This is a genomic window from Peribacillus simplex NBRC 15720 = DSM 1321, from assembly GCF_002243645.1.
Taxonomy (GTDB): domain Bacteria; phylum Bacillota; class Bacilli; order Bacillales; family DSM-1321; genus Peribacillus; species Peribacillus simplex.
The window spans coordinates 4,496,057-4,513,570 of record NZ_CP017704.1; the positions used below are offsets into that span (position 1 = coordinate 4,496,057).

At 42.1% G+C, this 17,514-nt stretch carries 17 protein-coding genes and 2 riboswitches; of the genes, 13 read left to right on the forward strand and 4 right to left on the reverse strand.

Annotated features, from left to right (window positions below; translation table 11 throughout):
- The first annotated feature begins 145 nt into the window (after nt 1–145).
- A riboswitch (glycine riboswitch) is annotated at nt 146–233 on the forward strand.
- Between the two features lie 3 nt (nt 234–236).
- Nucleotides 237–320: riboswitch (glycine riboswitch) on the forward strand.
- 138 nt (nt 321–458) lie between these two features.
- The 3 genes from gcvT to gcvPB are packed head-to-tail and all read left to right on the forward strand — an operon-like array spanning nt 459 to nt 4,379.
- Nucleotides 459–1,565: a glycine cleavage system aminomethyltransferase GcvT gene (gcvT, locus tag BS1321_RS21735; protein WP_063233179.1), complete on the forward strand. Its 1,107-nt coding sequence runs from the start codon at nt 459–461 to the stop codon at nt 1,563–1,565.
- A 17-nt stretch (nt 1,566–1,582) separates the two neighbouring features.
- Entirely contained in the window at nt 1,583–2,929 is a 1,347-nt protein-coding gene (gene gcvPA, locus BS1321_RS21740) for an aminomethyl-transferring glycine dehydrogenase subunit GcvPA (RefSeq protein WP_063233070.1), read from the forward strand.
- Entirely contained in the window at nt 2,922–4,379 is a 1,458-nt protein-coding gene (gcvPB, locus tag BS1321_RS21745; RefSeq protein ID WP_063233071.1) for an aminomethyl-transferring glycine dehydrogenase subunit GcvPB, read from the forward strand. Before gcvPA ends, gcvPB begins: the two co-directional genes overlap by 8 nt.
- 158 nt (nt 4,380–4,537) lie before the next feature.
- Here the strand turns inward: gcvPB and BS1321_RS21750 are convergent, their stop codons facing one another.
- A complete protein-coding gene (locus tag BS1321_RS21750; protein WP_063233072.1) occupies nt 4,538–4,921 on the reverse strand; it encodes a rhodanese-like domain-containing protein in 384 nt (127 codons plus the stop codon).
- Nucleotides 4,922–5,124: 203 nt separating this feature from the next.
- Here BS1321_RS21750 and BS1321_RS21755 point away from each other — a divergent pair, with 203 nt between their 5' ends.
- Entirely contained in the window at nt 5,125–5,961 is an 837-nt protein-coding gene (locus BS1321_RS21755) for a lipoate--protein ligase family protein (protein WP_063233073.1), read from the forward strand.
- A 391-nt stretch (nt 5,962–6,352) separates the two neighbouring features.
- Nucleotides 6,353–8,923 (forward strand): vitamin B12-dependent ribonucleotide reductase, encoded by a 2,571-nt coding sequence (locus BS1321_RS21760; RefSeq protein WP_063233074.1) that lies wholly within the window; start codon nt 6,353–6,355, stop codon nt 8,921–8,923.
- 147 nt (nt 8,924–9,070) lie between these two features.
- Here BS1321_RS21760 and BS1321_RS21765 read toward each other — a convergent pair whose 3' ends face one another.
- On the reverse strand, nt 9,071–9,256 hold the full coding sequence (locus BS1321_RS21765) for a hypothetical protein (RefSeq protein ID WP_063233075.1): 186 nt from the start codon (nt 9,254–9,256) through the stop codon (nt 9,071–9,073).
- A gap of 136 nt (nt 9,257–9,392) precedes the next feature.
- Here BS1321_RS21765 and splB point away from each other — a divergent pair, with 136 nt between their 5' ends.
- Together splB and BS1321_RS21775 are read left to right on the forward strand one after the other, a co-directional pair.
- Complete coding sequence (gene splB, locus BS1321_RS21770; protein WP_063233076.1) at nt 9,393–10,418, forward strand: spore photoproduct lyase; 1,026 nt, start codon at nt 9,393–9,395, stop codon at nt 10,416–10,418.
- Between the two features lie 85 nt (nt 10,419–10,503).
- Nucleotides 10,504–11,385: a patatin-like phospholipase family protein gene (locus tag BS1321_RS21775; protein ID WP_063233077.1), complete on the forward strand. Its 882-nt coding sequence runs from the start codon at nt 10,504–10,506 to the stop codon at nt 11,383–11,385.
- Nucleotides 11,386–11,407: 22 nt separating this feature from the next.
- On the opposite strand, the gene BS1321_RS21780 is transcribed toward BS1321_RS21775, so the two are convergent.
- Both BS1321_RS21780 and BS1321_RS21785 read right to left on the reverse strand, forming a co-directional pair.
- Entirely contained in the window at nt 11,408–11,782 is a 375-nt protein-coding gene (locus BS1321_RS21780) for an SA1362 family protein (protein WP_063233078.1), read from the reverse strand.
- Nucleotides 11,783–11,918: 136 nt separating this feature from the next.
- On the reverse strand, nt 11,919–12,869 hold the full coding sequence (locus BS1321_RS21785) for a DUF1385 domain-containing protein (protein ID WP_063233079.1): 951 nt from the start codon (nt 12,867–12,869) through the stop codon (nt 11,919–11,921).
- 333 nt (nt 12,870–13,202) lie between these two features.
- Here BS1321_RS21785 and BS1321_RS21790 point away from each other — a divergent pair, with 333 nt between their 5' ends.
- The 6 genes from BS1321_RS21790 to spoIIIAB all read left to right on the forward strand — a co-directional run bounded on the left by BS1321_RS21790 (nt 13,203) and on the right by spoIIIAB (nt 17,511).
- Nucleotides 13,203–13,715, forward strand: coding sequence for a YqhR family membrane protein (locus tag BS1321_RS21790; RefSeq protein WP_063233080.1), 513 nt, complete (start codon nt 13,203–13,205; stop codon nt 13,713–13,715).
- A 94-nt stretch (nt 13,716–13,809) separates the two neighbouring features.
- Entirely contained in the window at nt 13,810–14,256 is a 447-nt protein-coding gene (gene aroQ, locus BS1321_RS21795) for a type II 3-dehydroquinate dehydratase (protein WP_063233081.1), read from the forward strand.
- On the forward strand, nt 14,257–15,318 hold the full coding sequence (locus BS1321_RS21800; RefSeq protein ID WP_063233082.1) for a M24 family metallopeptidase: 1,062 nt from the start codon (nt 14,257–14,259) through the stop codon (nt 15,316–15,318).
- Nucleotides 15,319–15,344: 26 nt separating this feature from the next.
- A complete protein-coding gene (efp, locus tag BS1321_RS21805; protein ID WP_034308328.1) occupies nt 15,345–15,902 on the forward strand; it encodes an elongation factor P in 558 nt (185 codons plus the stop codon).
- 168 nt (nt 15,903–16,070) lie between these two features.
- Nucleotides 16,071–17,003 carry a stage III sporulation protein AA gene (spoIIIAA, locus tag BS1321_RS21810; protein WP_063233083.1) on the forward strand — a complete coding sequence of 311 codons (933 nt, stop codon included), beginning with the start codon at nt 16,071–16,073 and terminating at the stop codon, nt 17,001–17,003.
- Nucleotides 16,996–17,511: a stage III sporulation protein SpoIIIAB gene (spoIIIAB, locus tag BS1321_RS21815; RefSeq protein WP_063233084.1), complete on the forward strand. Its 516-nt coding sequence runs from the start codon at nt 16,996–16,998 to the stop codon at nt 17,509–17,511. Before spoIIIAA ends, spoIIIAB begins: the two co-directional genes overlap by 8 nt.
- Nucleotides 17,512–17,514 lie beyond the last annotated feature (3 nt).

The window sequence follows — 17,514 nt, forward strand, 5'->3', positions numbered from 1 at the left end:
TATCCAAGATTACTGAAGGAGATCACTCAAATGGTTTCTGAAGTTTTAGGAGAATTGGCAGAGAATGCATTCCATGATGCTCAAAGGTTTTACCGATGCTTGGGGCTTATTAGCTTCCTTTCATTGGTAGACCATTTATATGCGGGTGAAGATAAGGGGAGAGACTACGGATGTAGCGCCGAAGGAGCAAACTTAGCAGTGAATCTCTCAGGCAAAAGAACTCTTATTGGACGCAACTCTGGAGAGCGCCGCCCGTTTTGGGAGGGCCACCAAAGGGGAAAACCTATTATATAGGTAAACTTTCAGGTTTCAGGACAGAGAAAAAGCTCAAACGGGCTTTCTCTGTCCTTTTTTGTGCTTTTTTTACATCATGAATCAGGATATATCTGATGCGTAATGACAAGAAGCTTTTGATAATGAAGCCAATTAATTTAAAAAAATCTGAAGGGGGTTATTTTTTGACCAATTTAAAAAGAACACCACTATTTGAGGTTTATCGTGAATACGGAGGTAAAACGATTGATTTTGGCGGCTGGGAACTTCCTGTCCAATTTTCGGGTATAAAGGACGAACATGAAGCCGTACGTACAAAAGCGGGGTTATTCGATGTTTCCCATATGGGGGAAGTCGATGTTAAGGGTCCTGGGAGCCTTTCCTTTTTACAGAAGATGCTGACTAATGATATTTCAAAGCTGCAACAGGGCGGTGCCCAATATACAGCCATGTGTTATGAAAACGGAGGCACGGTTGATGATCTTATTGTGTATAAAAGGGCTGAGGACGACTACCTTCTCGTGGTCAATGCAGCGAATACAGAAAAAGATTTCAATTGGCTGCAAGCTAATTTAACGGAAGATGTCCAAATTACGAATGTATCGAGTGACTATACACAGCTGGCACTTCAAGGACCATCTGCAGAGAAGATATTACAAAAACTATCGGAAAATACTGCGCTAAGTGAAATTGGATTTTTCAAGTTCAAGGAAAATGTCATGATAAGCGGTATATCCACGATTGTATCCCGTACTGGATACACTGGTGAAGATGGTTTTGAGATATATAGCGACAGTAAAAATGGTCCTGCCCTTTGGAAGGCGATTATGGATGCCGGAAAGGAAGAGGGGGTTCAGCCGATTGGTTTAGGTGCTCGTGATACCTTGCGTTTTGAAGCGAAACTGCCGCTGTATGGGCAGGAGCTTTCAGCGGACATCACCCCGATAGAAGCCGGGATTGGTTTTGCGGTAAAAGTGGATAAGGAAGTTGATTTTTTCGGGAAAGCCGTTCTTGCTGAGCAAAAGGAGAAAGGGGCTCCCCGCAAGCTTGTGGGAATTGAAATGATTGACCGTGGCATTCCACGTCATGGGTATAAGGTCTACAGCGGTGACAAAGTCATTGGCGAGGTCACGACCGGTACCCAATCACCAACGTTGAAGAAAAACGTGGGATTGGTACTTATCGATAAGGAATTTTCGGTGCTGGATGCGGAAGTCGAAGTGGAAATCCGTTCCAAACGTTTGAAAGCCGTTATAATACAAACACCTTTTTATAAAAAACCACGTAAATAGAGGGGAATGGTCATTAGATGAAACATCGTTATTTACCCATGACAGAGCTAGATAAACAAGAAATGCTGGAAGCGATAGGGGTAACTACTGCAGAAGAACTTTTCAACGATATCCCTGAAAGCATTCGTTTTCAAGGAGAATACGATATCAAGCCTGCTAAATCGGAACCTGCATTAATGAAAGAATTATCAAGGCTTGCTGCCAAGAATGCGGATCTTAAAAACTATGCTTCCTTCCTTGGTGCGGGTGTCTATGACCATTATGCACCGGTCATCGTCGATCATGTTCTATCGCGTTCTGAGTTTTATACGGCTTATACACCCTATCAGCCTGAAATTTCACAGGGCGAGCTTCAGGCAATTTTTGAATATCAAACAATGATTTGTGAATTGACTGGCATGGATGTTGCTAACTCCTCCATGTATGACGGCGGGACGGCGCTAGCTGAAGCAGCCATGCTTGCTTCAGGCCAGACACGACGCAAGAAGATTCTCATTTCAGGAGCGGTTCATCCTGAATCAAGAGAAGTTGTGAAGACATATGCGAAAGGGCAACGTGTGGAAGTAATCGAAATTCCATTTAAAGACGGTGTGACGGACTTAGCTGCTTTAAGGGAATTGGCGAATGATGACATTGCAGGGGTGATCGTGCAATATCCGAACTTTTTTGGCCGTATCGAGCCATTGAAAGAAATGGAAGAAATCATTCATGGCGTCAAGTCCATGTTTATCGTTTCAAGTAATCCGCTGGCATTGGGAGCTTTGACATCGCCTGGTGCACTCGGTGCAGATATCGTAACGGGGGATGCTCAGCCATTCGGCATTCCGGCGGCATTTGGTGGACCCCATTGTGGATATTTTGCCGTTACTAATAAACTTGTTCGGAAAGTCCCGGGCCGACTCGTCGGTCAAACTGTGGATGAAAATGGAAAAAGGGGATTTGTGCTGACGCTTCAAGCTCGTGAACAGCACATTCGCCGTGACAAAGCCACATCCAACATTTGTTCCAATCAAGCTTTGAATGCCTTGGCAGCTTCTGTTGCAATGACCGCGCTTGGGAAAAAGGGTGTCAAAGAAATGGCCGTGCAAAATATTCAAAAAGCGCATTATGCGAAAAAAGCAATTATGGCAAAAGGGGTGGAAGTCATATTCGACGGTCCTTCGTTTAATGAATTTGTCATTAAACTGCCTGCTTCGTTTTCAGAAATCAATAAAAACCTTTTTGAAAAAGGGATGATCGGCGGCTTCGATTTAGGGACTGTTTATCCTGAGTTGAAAGACCATATGCTGGTTGCGGTAACTGAACTTAGAACAAAAGAAGAAATTGATGCACTTGCGCAGGAATTGGGGGATCAACATGAATAATCAAGATCAATCACTCATTTTTGAAATCAGTACTTCCGGTCGAATCGGATACAGTCTGCCAGAAATGGATGTTGTAACTATTCCGCTCGAAGAAATTCTTCCTGCCGACTACATCCGTGAAGAAGAGGCAGAGCTTCCTGAGGTGTCCGAACTGGATATCATGCGTCACTATACAGCACTTTCCAAACGGAATCATGGGGTGGATTCGGGTTTTTATCCGCTGGGTTCATGCACGATGAAATATAATCCGAAAATAAATGAAAATGTGGCACGCTTCAACGGTTTTGCCCATATCCATCCATATCAAGATCCGGCTACTGTTCAGGGAGCATTGGGACTATTATTTGATTTGCAGGAACACTTAACGGAAATCACCGGGATGGACCAAGTGACATTACAGCCTGCAGCAGGTGCTCACGGTGAATGGACAGGATTGATGATGATTCGCGCTTTTCACGAAGCGAATGGCGATACAGAACGGACGAAAGTGATTGTACCTGATTCTGCACATGGTACGAATCCTGCCTCTGCCACTGTTGCCGGACTTGAAACGATTACAGTGAAATCCGATGAAAATGGGTTAGTAGACCTTGAAGATTTAAAGCGAGTTGTCGGACCTGATACGGCGGCCTTGATGCTGACGAACCCCAATACATTGGGATTATTTGAAGAAAACATTTTGGAAATGGCACAACTTGTCCATGACGCAGGCGGGAAGCTTTATTATGATGGAGCCAATTTGAATGCAGTCCTATCAAAAGCACGTCCGGGTGACATGGGCTTTGATGTGGTTCACTTAAATCTCCATAAAACATTCACAGGCCCGCATGGCGGCGGCGGTCCGGGTTCTGGTCCTGTAGGGGTGAAATCGGACTTGATTCCTTACTTGCCTAAACCGCTTGTGGTCAAACAAGGTGAGCAATTCGTTCTTGATTATGATCGTCCGCAATCCATTGGCAGGGTAAAACCTTATTATGGTAATTTCGGGATAAACGTGAGAGCATATACGTACATTCGTTCAATGGGTCCTGATGGCCTTAAAGCCGTCACCGAGAATGCGGTCATCAATGCCAATTATATGATGCGTAGGTTGGAACCTTATTTTGACTTACCATATAATCGTCATTGTAAGCACGAATTCGTATTAAGCGGCCGTCGGCAAAAGAAATTGGGGGTAAGGACTCTCGATATAGCCAAAAGATTGCTGGATTTCGGGTATCATCCTCCAACCATTTACTTCCCGTTGAACGTGGAAGAAGGAATGATGATAGAACCGACTGAAACCGAGTCAAAAGAAACTCTGGATGCGTTCATCGATGCGATGATCCAGATTGCCAAGGAAGCGGAAGAAACCCCGGAAATCGTTCAGGAAGCTCCGCATACAACTGTTATAAAGCGGCTTGATGAAACTCTTGCTGCAAGAAAACCTGTTCTGCGTTATCAAGCCTAGATTGATAGCTTACACGAAAAAAATCCCTGCCTGCCGGCGGGGATTTTTCGTTATGTAAGAATTCATTTAAGTCCAACAATTAACTTTCATTTTCCTAGAGCCCGCATGAAGTACATGAAGGCTTTTTAATTAAAAAGAGCCCATGCGGAGATGGGGTCTTATTTCTTTGCTTTGATTTTCCCGGTCCACATTTTGAAACCGCCCTTTAGGTGAAAAAGTTCCTTGTAGCCCTTTTTGTATAACATGGCTGCAGCTCTGCCGCTGATGATTTCGCTTTGAGCGTACAAATATACAGGCTTGTCCGGCCTAATTTCGACCAAGCGGGTTTTCATTTGAGTCATAGGGATGTTTCTTGCGCCTAAGATATGACCATTATCGAAATCATTCGGTTCCCGCACATCGATTAGCTGCACTTTTCTGTAGTTAGCGATAAATTCGTCCTGTGTTAATGTTTTAACGATTTTACGCTGGCGGTACCAATTAAAAAGTGAATACGCAATAACCACTCCTAAGATGATGAGCAGTGTATATAATATTTCCAAACATAAAAACTCCCTTCTACCTTAACGAATACAGACAATCTTTATTATATAATTGCTTTACCCAATAATCAAAAAGAATTTTCATCAAATTCTTCATCGACTTGATAGCACTTTCTTTTTTAGAGTGTTAAAGTCTGTTAAACTACTACATGTGAGTTTTTTGTGGGGTATTGAAAAACAGTTTATTGAAACGAGGGGTAAGGATGACTAAAGAAAAATGGGGTTTTATAGATTCGGGGTATTGTTCACCGGCTTTTAATATGGCGCTGGACGAAGCACTGTTAAACTGGCAAAGCAAAGGGGAAATTCCGCCAATCATACGCTTTTACGGCTGGGATCCAGCGACATTGTCGATTGGTTATTTTCAAAAGGCAGAATCGGAAATTGATATGGAAGAGGTCAAAAGGCAGGGCCTTGGTTTTGTTCGCAGACCAACAGGAGGACGAGCGGTACTGCACGAGCATGAATTGACTTATAGCGTAATCGTTTCAGAATCCTATCCGGGAATGCCAACTACCGTTACTGAAGCATATCGTGTCATTTCTGAAGGGATATTAATGGGGTTCAGGAATCTTGGATTGGATGCTTATTTTGCCGTGCCTCGAACCGAGCAGGAAAAAGCGGCTTTAAAAGCGCCCAAGTCTTCCGTCTGCTTTGATGCTCCAAGCTGGTATGAACTGGTCGTTGAGGGCAGGAAGGTTGCTGGCAGCGCTCAAACCAGGCAAAAAGGCGTCATCCTTCAACACGGGGCCATTTTGCTTGAACTTGATGATGAAAAGCTCTTTAGCGTATTTAAATTCTCAAATGACAGGGTTAAAGAGAGAATGCAAAAAAGCTTAAAAAATAAAGCTGTGGCCATAAATGACGTTGCCGGAAGAAAGGTTACCATCCCTGAAGCGAAAGAAGCTTTTGAAAAAGGTTTTGCCGAAGGACTTTCGATCGATTTAGAGCCATACGTCCTCACCGAAAAGCAATTGCTGGAAGTTAAGGACATTGCAGAAAGCAAATATGAAAGCGATGAATGGAATTTTATGAGATAGACGAAGCCGGATAATTAGAGTGGATAATAAAAAAGATTTTTCAGATTTGTTTGACCAAATAAGCTTTCCCTTGCAGGGATAAGCCCTGAAAGGGATGGGGAAAAAGCAAGGTCCAAATTAATTGAAATCTGATGAAAAATTATTGTAAATCGACATTTTCCTCCCTTTTGCTAACTATATTAATTGATTTACCGTTTGACAAAATTAAAAGTTATTCAAAACAAACACAATATATAGTAGTTGAAATATTTAATGCAACACTATATATTGATTTTTGAGTTTCGCTATGATAAATTTAGGGTACTTGTTAAGCGAAACGGACATGTAAGGCTACATAAGGATTTTTGCGGCAGCAAGAACGGATCTTGAAACATATAAAGGAGAGGGAATTATGTCGGTTGTAATAAAAGAAGCTTTAAAGGTTGATCTAGAAAGGTTGAATAAGGATATTTCTTTATTTCCCCAGGTTCACCCTGTAACTGCTGATATGAAAATGGCGCATAAGGGAGTGTCCCGTCTAGTCATGCTTGACCGCTATTCTTTTAAGGATACTGAAAAAATCACACTCTCGGCAGGCGATTTCGTCGTGTTGACGATTAAGGAAGATCCGAAATTCCCGGCAAGGGGTCTCGGTTACATCGTTGAAATAGATTGGGAAACAAAAAAAGCCAAGGTATTGGTGGATGAAGAATTCCGTGGCGTATTGGATAATCCGGAAGAAGTGGAGTCGGGGATTGTAAACCGTCCGTTGGATATAATCGAAAAGCCGCTTGAAATATACTATGAACAAATTGCGAAACGTAATGCAACGGGCTTGGCATCAGTGGAAACCACGGAAGAAAAAAGAACGGAATGGTTCAATAAATTCTATGAAGAATTAAAGAACCTTAATTTTGTTCCGGCAGGCCGAGTATTATACGGTGCGGGTTCCAATACGGATGTTACTTATTTCAACTGCTATGTAATGCCATTCGTACCGGATTCACGTGAAGGGATTTCAGAACATAGGAAACAAGTGATGGAAATCATGAGCCGCGGCGGCGGAGTGGGTACGAACGGATCGACACTGCGTCCAAGAAACACTCTGGCAAAAGGCGTAAATGGAAAATCCTCGGGTTCAGTGTCATGGCTTGACGATATTGCGAAATTGACGCATCTTGTTGAACAGGGCGGTAGCAGACGCGGCGCGCAAATGATCATGCTTGCTGATTGGCATCCTGATATTGCAGAGTTCATCATTTCTAAAATGCAAAATCCAAGGATTCTGCGTTACCTAGTGGAAAACACTAAAGATGAAGCCATCAAGAAATATGCGACGGATAAATTGAAATTCACGCCGCACACTGAACAGGAAACGGCTATGTATCAAGGGATCATCAATTATAAGGAGATTCCTGGCCAAGGTGGATTCAGCGAGAAAATCATTAGGGATGCAGAGGAAAAGATCCGTACAGGAGGAACATACAGTGTCCATAATTCGGATTTCCTGACTGGAGCCAACATTTCGATTTGCCTGACTAAGGAATTTATGGAAGCGGCGGAACAAGACGCTGAATACGAATTGCGTTTTCCTGATGTTGAAAGCTATAATGCCGAAGAAATGGCCATTTACAATGAAGAATGGCATAAAGTCGGAGATGTTCGTGAATGGGAGAAAATGGGTCACAAAGTCCGTGTTTACCGTAAAATCCGAGCTAAAGAGCTTTGGAACTTAATAAACATTTGTGCAACATATTCTGCTGAACCAGGTATTTTCTTTATCGATAATGCTAATGAAATGACGAATGCCAAAGCATACGGTCAACAAGTCGTAGCCACGAACCCTTGTGGCGAACAGCCATTGGCCCCATATTCAGTATGTAACCTTGCGGCAGTCAATCTGGCTGAAATGGCTGATAAAGATAGCAAAACGGTTAATTTCGAGAAACTTAAGCAGACCGTCGAAGTCGGTGTGCGTATGCAGGACAATGTCATTGATGCAACTCCTTATTTCTTGGATGAAAACAAAAAACAGGCACTGGGAGAGCGACGGGTTGGACTAGGTGTAATGGGTCTGCATGACCTGTTGATCTACTGTGAAACGGAATATGGCTCTGAAGAAGGAAATATCCTGGTTGACAAGGTGTTTGAAACGATTGCGACTACAGCTTACAGGGCTTCCGTGGAACTTGCTAAAGAAAAAGGCAGTTTCCCGTTCTTGATCGGGTCAACGGACAAAGAAACCGAGGAGCTTAGAACGCGGTTTACACAAACCGGATTTATGGAAAAAATGCCGGAAGATATCAGGGAAAGTGTTGCTGCACATGGCATCCGTAACTCTCATTTATTGACAGTGGCTCCTACAGGAAGCACAGGAACGATGGTTGGGGTATCAACAGGTCTTGAACCATATTTCTCCTTCACGTATTTCCGCAGCGGCCGTCTGGGTAAATTCATTGAAGTTAAGGCTGACATTGTACAGGAATACTTGGACCGTCATCCAGAAGCCGATACAGAAGAGCTTCCAAAATGGTTCATTTCCGCAATGGAATTAGCTCCAGAAGCTCATGCTGATGTTCAATGCATCATTCAACGCTGGATTGACAGCTCGATCAGTAAGACGGTCAATGCTCCAAAAGGATATACTGTCGAACAAGTTGAAAAAGTATATGAGCGTCTATACAAAGGCGGCGCAAAAGGCGGTACTGTATATGTGGATGGCAGCCGTGACAGTCAGGTTCTTACGCTCAAAGCGGAAGAAAACCAAATGGACGAGCAGCTTGAAATGGATGAATTGACAGATGTTGAAGTAAAGAAAAAAGTTGTATTGGTCGATACCATAAATGAACTGCGTTCGACGAATGTTACGATTGGGTCGGAAGTGGGTAACACTTGCCCGGTCTGCCGTAAGGGTGAAGTCCAGGAAATGGGCGGATGCAATACTTGCACGAATTGCGGAGCGCAATTAAAATGCGGGCTATAAGCTGATGGAAGGGAAGTCGTTAAGTATGCTGCAAAGCTATCTTAACGGCTTTTTTAGTGTCTTAAATGTAGGTTAGTGACAGTCTGTTCAATTATATACAAATAAAGAAGACCGAATCATGAAGTTCGGTCTTCTTTTTGCGTTCAATCAACCATTTTCATTTTGCTGCCTTATTTCCTTTTCGGCTAGATATTGATTTCCGTCCTTTAATACCGAAAATTCATCGACCGAGTCTCCAGGTATATTCCTGGGATTTGGATATTTATTATCTGTTTGGACGGTAATCGTTTGTTTCCCCATTCCATTCGTCAAGAAGTCTCGTTTATTAGCCATATCGCATCTCCTTCATTTTGAGTTTCCAAGTAAAAACAATCATGAGGATAACAGAATAAAGAAAAACTATCCTTATGATTAGATTGTGTAGTTCGATTGAAAGTATGAACAAATCGATAAAAGAATGGAGAACGAAATGAAACCATTTATGCCACAGTTAGTATATATCGAGCCCAGGGCACTGGAATACCCGCTCGGCCGTGAATTGAAAAAGAAATTCGAAGATTTGAACATTGAAATCCGTGAGACCACATCGCATAACCAAATTAGGGATCTTCCTGGAGAAAATGACCTGCAAAAATATCGTGTCGCCAAATCGACGCTTGTGGTAGGAATCAGAAAAACATTGAAGTTCGATTCTTCAAAGCCATCTGCTGAATATGCCATCCCTCTTGCTACAGGGTGTATGGGGCATTGTCACTATTGTTATTTACAGACGACACTCGGATCAAAACCATATATTAGGACATATGTGAATCTTGACGAGATTTTCGAGGCAGCCGAAAAATATATAAATGAGAGAAAGCCTGAAATTACCCGTTTTGAGGCAGCTTGTACATCGGATATCGTCGGAATTGACCATTTGACACATTCGTTAAAAAGGGCTATAGAATATTTTGGCAAAAGTGAATATGGGGTTCTTAGGTTCGTTACTAAATTTCATCATGTCGACCATCTGTTGGATGCTGAACATAATGGAAAAACGAGATTTCGCTTCAGTATAAATTCACGTTATGTGATAAAGAATTTCGAGCCCGGTACATCTAGCTTTGAGGAAAGGATAGAAGCGGCACGTAAAGTGGCAGGTGCCGGATATCCCCTTGGTTTTATCGTAGCTCCCATATATCGTCATGAAGCATGGAAGGAGGGCTACCATGAATTATTTGAACGGTTGAGTGAGGCGTTAAAAGGGGTGGATATCCCTGACTTGACTTTTGAATTAATCCAGCATCGGTTTACTGGTCCAGCAAAAAAAGTGATTCAAAAAAACTACCCAAAAACAAAATTGGAACTGGACGAAACGAAGCGTAAATATAAATGGGGCCGATATGGAATCGGTAAATATGTTTATCAAAACGAAGAAGCCGCAGAACTGGAAACGACCATTCGTGGGTATATAGCGGAATTCTTCCCGAAAGCGGAAATTCAGTATTTTACCTGAATCAAGGCAATTTTCTATTTAAAACTGTCATAAATCGCTCTAATCCTGCTTAGAAATGTAAAGACCGGATTAGGGGAGGGCAGCTATGATTATTGACGGCGTTTTTTCCGGAGGCGGGATTAAAGGCTATGGTTTAGTGGGAGCCCTGCAGGAATTAGAAGAACGGGGATTTGTATTCCATCGGACAGCGGGTACAAGTGCAGGCTCCATAATTGCAGCTTTCGTAGCAGCTGGGTACACAGGAAAAGAAATGGAAAAGCTTTTTCTTGATATAGATTTAAGCGGGCTGCTGGATAAAAGGCGTGGTCTTTTGCCTATCCCGCTTGCCAAATGGCTCCTTGTATACTGGAAACTTGGCCTTTATAAAGGAGACGCTTTGGAAGCCTGGGTCGCCAGTAAACTTGCCGTAAGGAATGTAGTCACCTTTAAGGATGTTCGACCGAAATCCCTCCGTATCATAACCTCTGACATTACAAATGGGAAATTGGTCGTACTGCCTGATGATTTACCGAACTATGGAATTGATCCGAACACTTTTCCAGTGGCAAAGGCAGTAAGAATGAGTTGTAGCATTCCTTATTTCTTTGAGCCAGTCAAACTTGATGTCGGAAAAAGCAAGTTCCTTTTTGTTGATGGTGGTGTATTAAGCAATTTTCCAATGTGGTTATTCAATTCAGATCATGTAAGAAAGGAAAGGCCGGTTATAGGCTTGCGGCTAAGTGTCGATGAGATATGGAAACCGCATGAGGTGGATAATGCGGTTGAATTGTTCTCCGCACTATTCAAAACGATGAAAGATGCCCATGATGCACGGTATATTTCCAAGAAACACGTCCATAATATTGTATTTATCCCGATGAAGGGAATTTCTGCAATGGATTTCAATCTGAATGATGAAAAAAAGGGTGAATTGATGAATAGGGGCAGGCAGTGCACTAAAGAATTCCTAAAAAGGTGGACTTATTAATGATAAATAAAAAATCGGGCTCTTAAAAAGAAGCCCGATTTTTCTTTTTATTCTTTTTCCCTTCGATGACGGTTAAGTGACTATCGGTTTTCTTTCTCAATTTTATTTTCTTTGATGATTTTGCTGCAGAGAAGCTAGCCACATTATCTTTTTTCGAAGTTCGGTTTTTTAGCCTTTTTTTCGATTGGCGGGCAGCCTTTCGGAATGCTTGCTGCTCTTTTTTAACTGGTTTTCCCTTTGTTAATCCCGTATAAATCATATAAATAATCCCTGCGACAATGGCTATTATGAGAATGTTTCTAAAAAAGCCAATCGGGTCATTAAATAGTCGGCTCATTAGTCCGAGGACTCCGAGGGCGATGATTCCGTATATCATGAAAGATATGAAACGTTTCAACAAAGACACCTCCTTAAGAGCATCATAAGCAGTTTTTGCTTATTTTAAACATTCTTCATGTAAAATATTTGAAAAAATGAAGATCATTCCCTTAGTTAGTATATGATTTTTCATCATCAAAATGTGTATAGATGTTTTACACAATTACATCCGATTCTAAACCTTTTTCAGTTTCTTTTTCCATCCTTAACAGTTCTTGGAAGGATGCCAGTGCGACTTCGACTTGATCATCTGTAGGGGCTTTGGTTGTCAATAACTGAAGCCAAAGGCCGGGATAGCCAAGGTAACGAAGTATTGGAGTATCTCTTACTTTGTTGGTCAACTGCAATACCTCGAAGGCTATGCCAAGCACTACAGGGATAAGCAAAATGCGATCCACGACACGGAGCCATAATGGATCGGTCGGAACAACCATATAGACGAACATACCTACAATGACTGTAAATAAAATAAAGCTGCTGCCACAGCGATAATGAAGGCGTGAACTTGCCTGCACATTTGCTACGGTCAATTCTTTTCCGCTTTCAAAGCAATTGATCACCTTATGCTCTGCCCCGTGATACTGAAAGACCCGCTTGATCAATGGCGTCATGGAAACTACATAAATGTATACCAGCAATAATATTAACTTGAACAAGCTTTCTATTAAAACCTGGGCCATATGGCCGCTGAAGAAGGGTCTTGTCAATTCGGCAAGAAAGACTGGAATCAAAGTGAAAAGCAGCTTCCCGAATAGGAAGGAAAGAACACCGATTACGGCAACTCCAAGCCATACACTTATTTTAGAAGGTTCCTTCGTTTCTTTTTTCTTTTCTTCCTGCTTTTCCCCTTCTTCTTCATATTGTTCAGTTGAAAAGTTTAGATGTTTCGAGCCGGTTGCACTTGACTGAATCAGTGAAACGATACCCCGTAGAAACGGTACTTTTTTTAAGCGATTGACAACAGGTTTCGATTTACGCGGCAGATGATAATATACAATCGTCGAATCTTTGCGGCGTACCGCTGTGACTGTGTGATGTTTGCCGCCGAACATGACGCCTTCCACTACAGCCTGCCCTCCATAAACGGGTTTTTGAACCTCAGACATTTCTACACCAACCTAATAGTTATTCACGTAGCTCTCTCAAGGGTGCTAACATGTTTATTATCAAGCATCACAAGGGTTAAACGCGGTCCTCCAAAGTTGAATGGGGACTTTAACCCTGTAATTACTTTATGAATGTTGAATCACAGGAAGGTAATATCCTGTGTACATTATAAATTTCAACAGAGGTTGGGTATTTTCCTCTGAAAAAAGTAGATTATTTATGATTTAATCATACATAATAAATCACAAAACCTCTAGTGATTCTCCTCCCTAACAATAAAAAAAAATAGTTCTATTTAACAAAGGGCATACTACGTAGCGGAGGTGTTTGATATGTCTTCTAATGAAAATGGACAAATTCAACAGGAATATCAAAACATGTTGATCTACAATGTACTTGCTGTCGGTTTTGTTGGGGGGGCTTTGGCCAGTTTTATCGGAATCATAGCCCATTATCTTAACTTTATGGATTTTAGCCCAAAATTCATACTAACTTCATGGTCAAATATGACCTGGATCGACCATTGGCTCGGTACGGTAATGACCATAATTTTATTCGGAATTCTATCCGTGGGGATCGCTTTTATATACTATAGTCTTTTTAAAAGGATGAAGAGTATTTTTACGGGTATTTTTTTAGGAGTGGTTTGCTGGGCTTTGCTGGTATTTGTCCTAAAACCGATGTTCATCGATTTGCCAACCTTTTCTAAAATGTCAGCAAATACGGTTGTATCAAGTTTATGCATTTTTATTATATACGGTCTTTTTGTAGGGTTTTCTATATCATACGATCATCAGGAATATATACGTCAAAAAGACAAAGCCGAGAAGCAATCGGAAAGCTGATTGCTTCTCGGTTGTAAAAAAGTAGTAAGACAATTTGTAATTATGATAGAATGTTCTTGGAAAGCATTCTTTTAACATGAGCAGGTGTTTGATGATGACAAAAATCTTACTAATCAATGGTCCGAATTTAAATCGCTTGGGGAAGCGAGAACCTGCGCATTATGGATTCTCGACGCTTGCGGATGTGGAAGCGCAATTAATGCAGCAAGCTGAAGGGTTAAATGTGGAATTAACCTCTTTTCAAACTAACCATGAAGGAGCGATTATCGACAAGCTCCATTGGTCAGAGGATCATGGGATCGACGGGATTATCATTAATCCTGGAGCTTTTACTCATTATAGCTATGCGATTCGTGATGCAATAGCCGGAATTGATGTTCCAGTGGTGGAAGTGCATATTTCGAACATACATGCCCGTGAAAGCTTTCGGCATGAATCAGTGACCGCAGCGGTATCGGCGGGACAGATTGTCGGCTTGGGGATACACGGATATGAATTGGCTTTGCAGGCGATCACAAAGATTGCAAAGGGGAGAAATTAAATGAATAAACTAATGCGCTTAAGAGCCTCAATGGAAAAGGTGGGCATTGACGGTTTTTTGATCACCAGTACATATAACCGCCGATTCATGACCAACTTTACGGGAAGTGCAGGCGTTGTCCTTATTTCCCAAAAAGAAGCTAAATTCATCACTGATTTCAGATACGTGGAACAAGCAGGCAAACAGGCACCAGACTATGAGATCGTTCAACACAAAGGAACCATCATTGAAGAAGTCGGTAAGCAGGCTGAAGCGATGAATATCAGCAAACTGGGGTTTGAGCAAGAACACCTGACTTATGCTACATATAAGGCATATGAAATGGCCATTGATGGTCAACTTTTGCCGGTGTCCGGGGTTATTGAGAATTTACGCTTGATAAAGACTTCATCAGAGATTAAGATATTAAAGGAAGCGGCTGCTATTGCTGATGCTGCGTTTACACATATTCTGGATTTCCTGCGTCCAGGGATCTCGGAACTGGATGTATCCAATGAACTTGAATTCTTTATGAGGAAACAAGGGGCAACTTCTTCTTCATTCGATATTATTGTAGCATCCGGTATAAGGTCCGCACTTCCGCATGGAGTGGCTACGGATAAAATCATCGAAAAAGGCGATTTTGTCACATTGGATTACGGGGCATATTATAACGGGTATGTGTCTGACATCACTCGGACATTAGCAGTTGGCAAGCCAAGTGAAGAACTTATTAATATTTATGACATTGTTTTAGAAGCTCAACTGCGAGGAATGGCTGGAATCAAACCCGGTATGACTGGCAGGGAAGCGGATGCACTAACTCGTAATCTAATTGAAGAAAAGGGATATGGGCAGTATTTTGGACATTCGACCGGACATGGAATCGGTCTTGAAGTTCATGAAGGTCCAGCATTATCCCTTAGGTCTGATATCATTTTAGAACCAGGTATGGCTGTAACCGTTGAACCGGGCATTTATTTACCTGGGGTAGGCGGAGTGCGGATTGAAGATGATACAATCGTTACAATTGAAGGTAACGAAGCACTTACTCACTCAACCAAAGAGTTAATCATTCTGTAAACATGTACATGTAGGAGGACAAATTTATGATTTCTGTAAACGATTTTCGCACGGGTGTTACGATTGAAGTAGATAATGGAATTTGGCAGGTTATCGAGTTCCAACACGTTAAACCTGGTAAAGGTGCAGCTTTTGTACGTTCTAAACTTCGTAACCTTCGTACGGGTTCAATCCAAGAGAAAACATTCCGTGCTGGTGAAAAAGTTGCAAAAGCACATATCGAAAACCGTAAGATGCAATACCTTTATGCAAGTGGAGATAGCCATGTATTCATGGATAACGAAACGTATGACCAAATCGAACTGCCTGCTTCAAGCATTGAACGTGAACTTAAATTCCTTAAGGAAAATATGGAAGTACATATCATGACTTTCCAAGCGGAAACACTTGGTGTCGAGCTTCCAAACACAGTGGAACTTGAAGTGGCGGAGACTGAGCCGGGAATTAAAGGCGATACATCTTCAGGCGGCACCAAATCAGCCGTACTTGAGACGGGCCTTTCGGTTCAAGTTCCATTCTTCATCAACCAAGGTGACAAACTATTGATCAATACAAATGAAGGCTCTTACGTATCACGTGCATAAATGAAAGAAGACCGAGATTAATTTCTCGGTCTTTTTTTTTGGTCTTTTTTAGATCCCGGAAGTTATAAAAAAATCAATAAATGGTCGGTTTCTTTAATAGCCTGTCATCATTGCGGGCTGGTCGGCATATATTTTATTGAAAGTGGTGTATACAGGAGGATTGTCAAAATGGAAACGATTCTTTCTTTTTTACCGAAAAAATTATACGAGCAACTCCGGGGTATGACACCGATGATGATCGATAAGATGGAAGAGCTGCGAATTCGGGTTGGAAGGCCGCTTGAGGTCATTGTAGGAGGGGAACCATACTTCTTTTCCTATGAAGTGACCCATTCGGATGCAGATCAATTATTGAATCAAATAGGTCAATTTTCGTTATATACACTTGAGGAAGAATTAAAGCGGGGATATATAACCATAGCGGGCGGACATCGGGTGGGGCTTGCTGGCAAGGTGATCCTGGAAAATGGGTCGGTCAAAGCGATCAGGGATATTTCCTCATTCAATATTCGGATTGCACGTGAAAAAATAGGTGCAGCTGAACCGCTCACTTCATATCTATATGACGGGGAATGGCAACATACAATGTTGATCGGTGCTCCGCAAACGGGAAAAACGACCATATTACGTGATATCGCAAGAATGATATCTAGTGGTAATGAAAAACGCGGCATTGCCCCTCAAAAGGTGGGGATAGTGGACGAGCGCTCGGAAATTGCCGGAAGTGTTCATGGAGTGCCGCAGCTCGAATTTGGAACAAGGGTTGATGTGCTCGATGGATGTCCTAAAGCGGAAGGGATGATGATGATGATCCGTTCGATGTCCCCGGATGTATTGATCGTGGATGAAATAGGCCGTGCAGCGGATACACAGGCTGTGCTGGAAGCAGCGAACGCAGGTATTAAACTCATGATAACTACTCATGGCCATACACTGGATGAGGTTAAGAAGCGACCTTTTATCGCGGAAATATTAAAGCAAAACATCTTTGAACGTTTTATAGAATTACAGAAAAGTAAATCCGGTAAGAGGAGCTACAAAGTCCTTGATGCAGCAGGGGTTCCCATTTTCTTGGGAGAAAGTGTGAACCGGCATGTTTAAGTTAATAGGAGCAGCGATAATTATTATTGCAACGACATGGGCTGGTTTCGAAGCCGCGAAAAAATTAAGTATGAGGCCTCGTCAACTGAGACAGCTGAAAGTCGCCATGCAATCGCTTGAAGCTGAAATCATGTATGGTCATACACCTTTGAAAGAAGCGGCAAGGAAGCTTTCTAAACAGATGGCCAAACCTTTATCCATCTTTTTCGAAACATTTGCGAATCGACTCGAGTCAGGAGAGACCACCGTCAAAGAAGCATGGGATGATAGTTTGAAGAAAATATGGCAATCCCTTGCTTTAAAACAAGGAGAATTCGAGATTCTTTCACAGTTTGGGGAGACGCTTGGAAAAAGCGATAAATATCATCAGCAAAAGCAAATCATGCTAACGATGGCACACTTGGAACGGGAGGAGAGCGATGCGCTCGACCGACAGGGAAAATATGAAAAAATGATGAAAAGTCTTGGTTTTTTATCAGGGCTATTATTGATCATCTTGCTGATGTAGGAA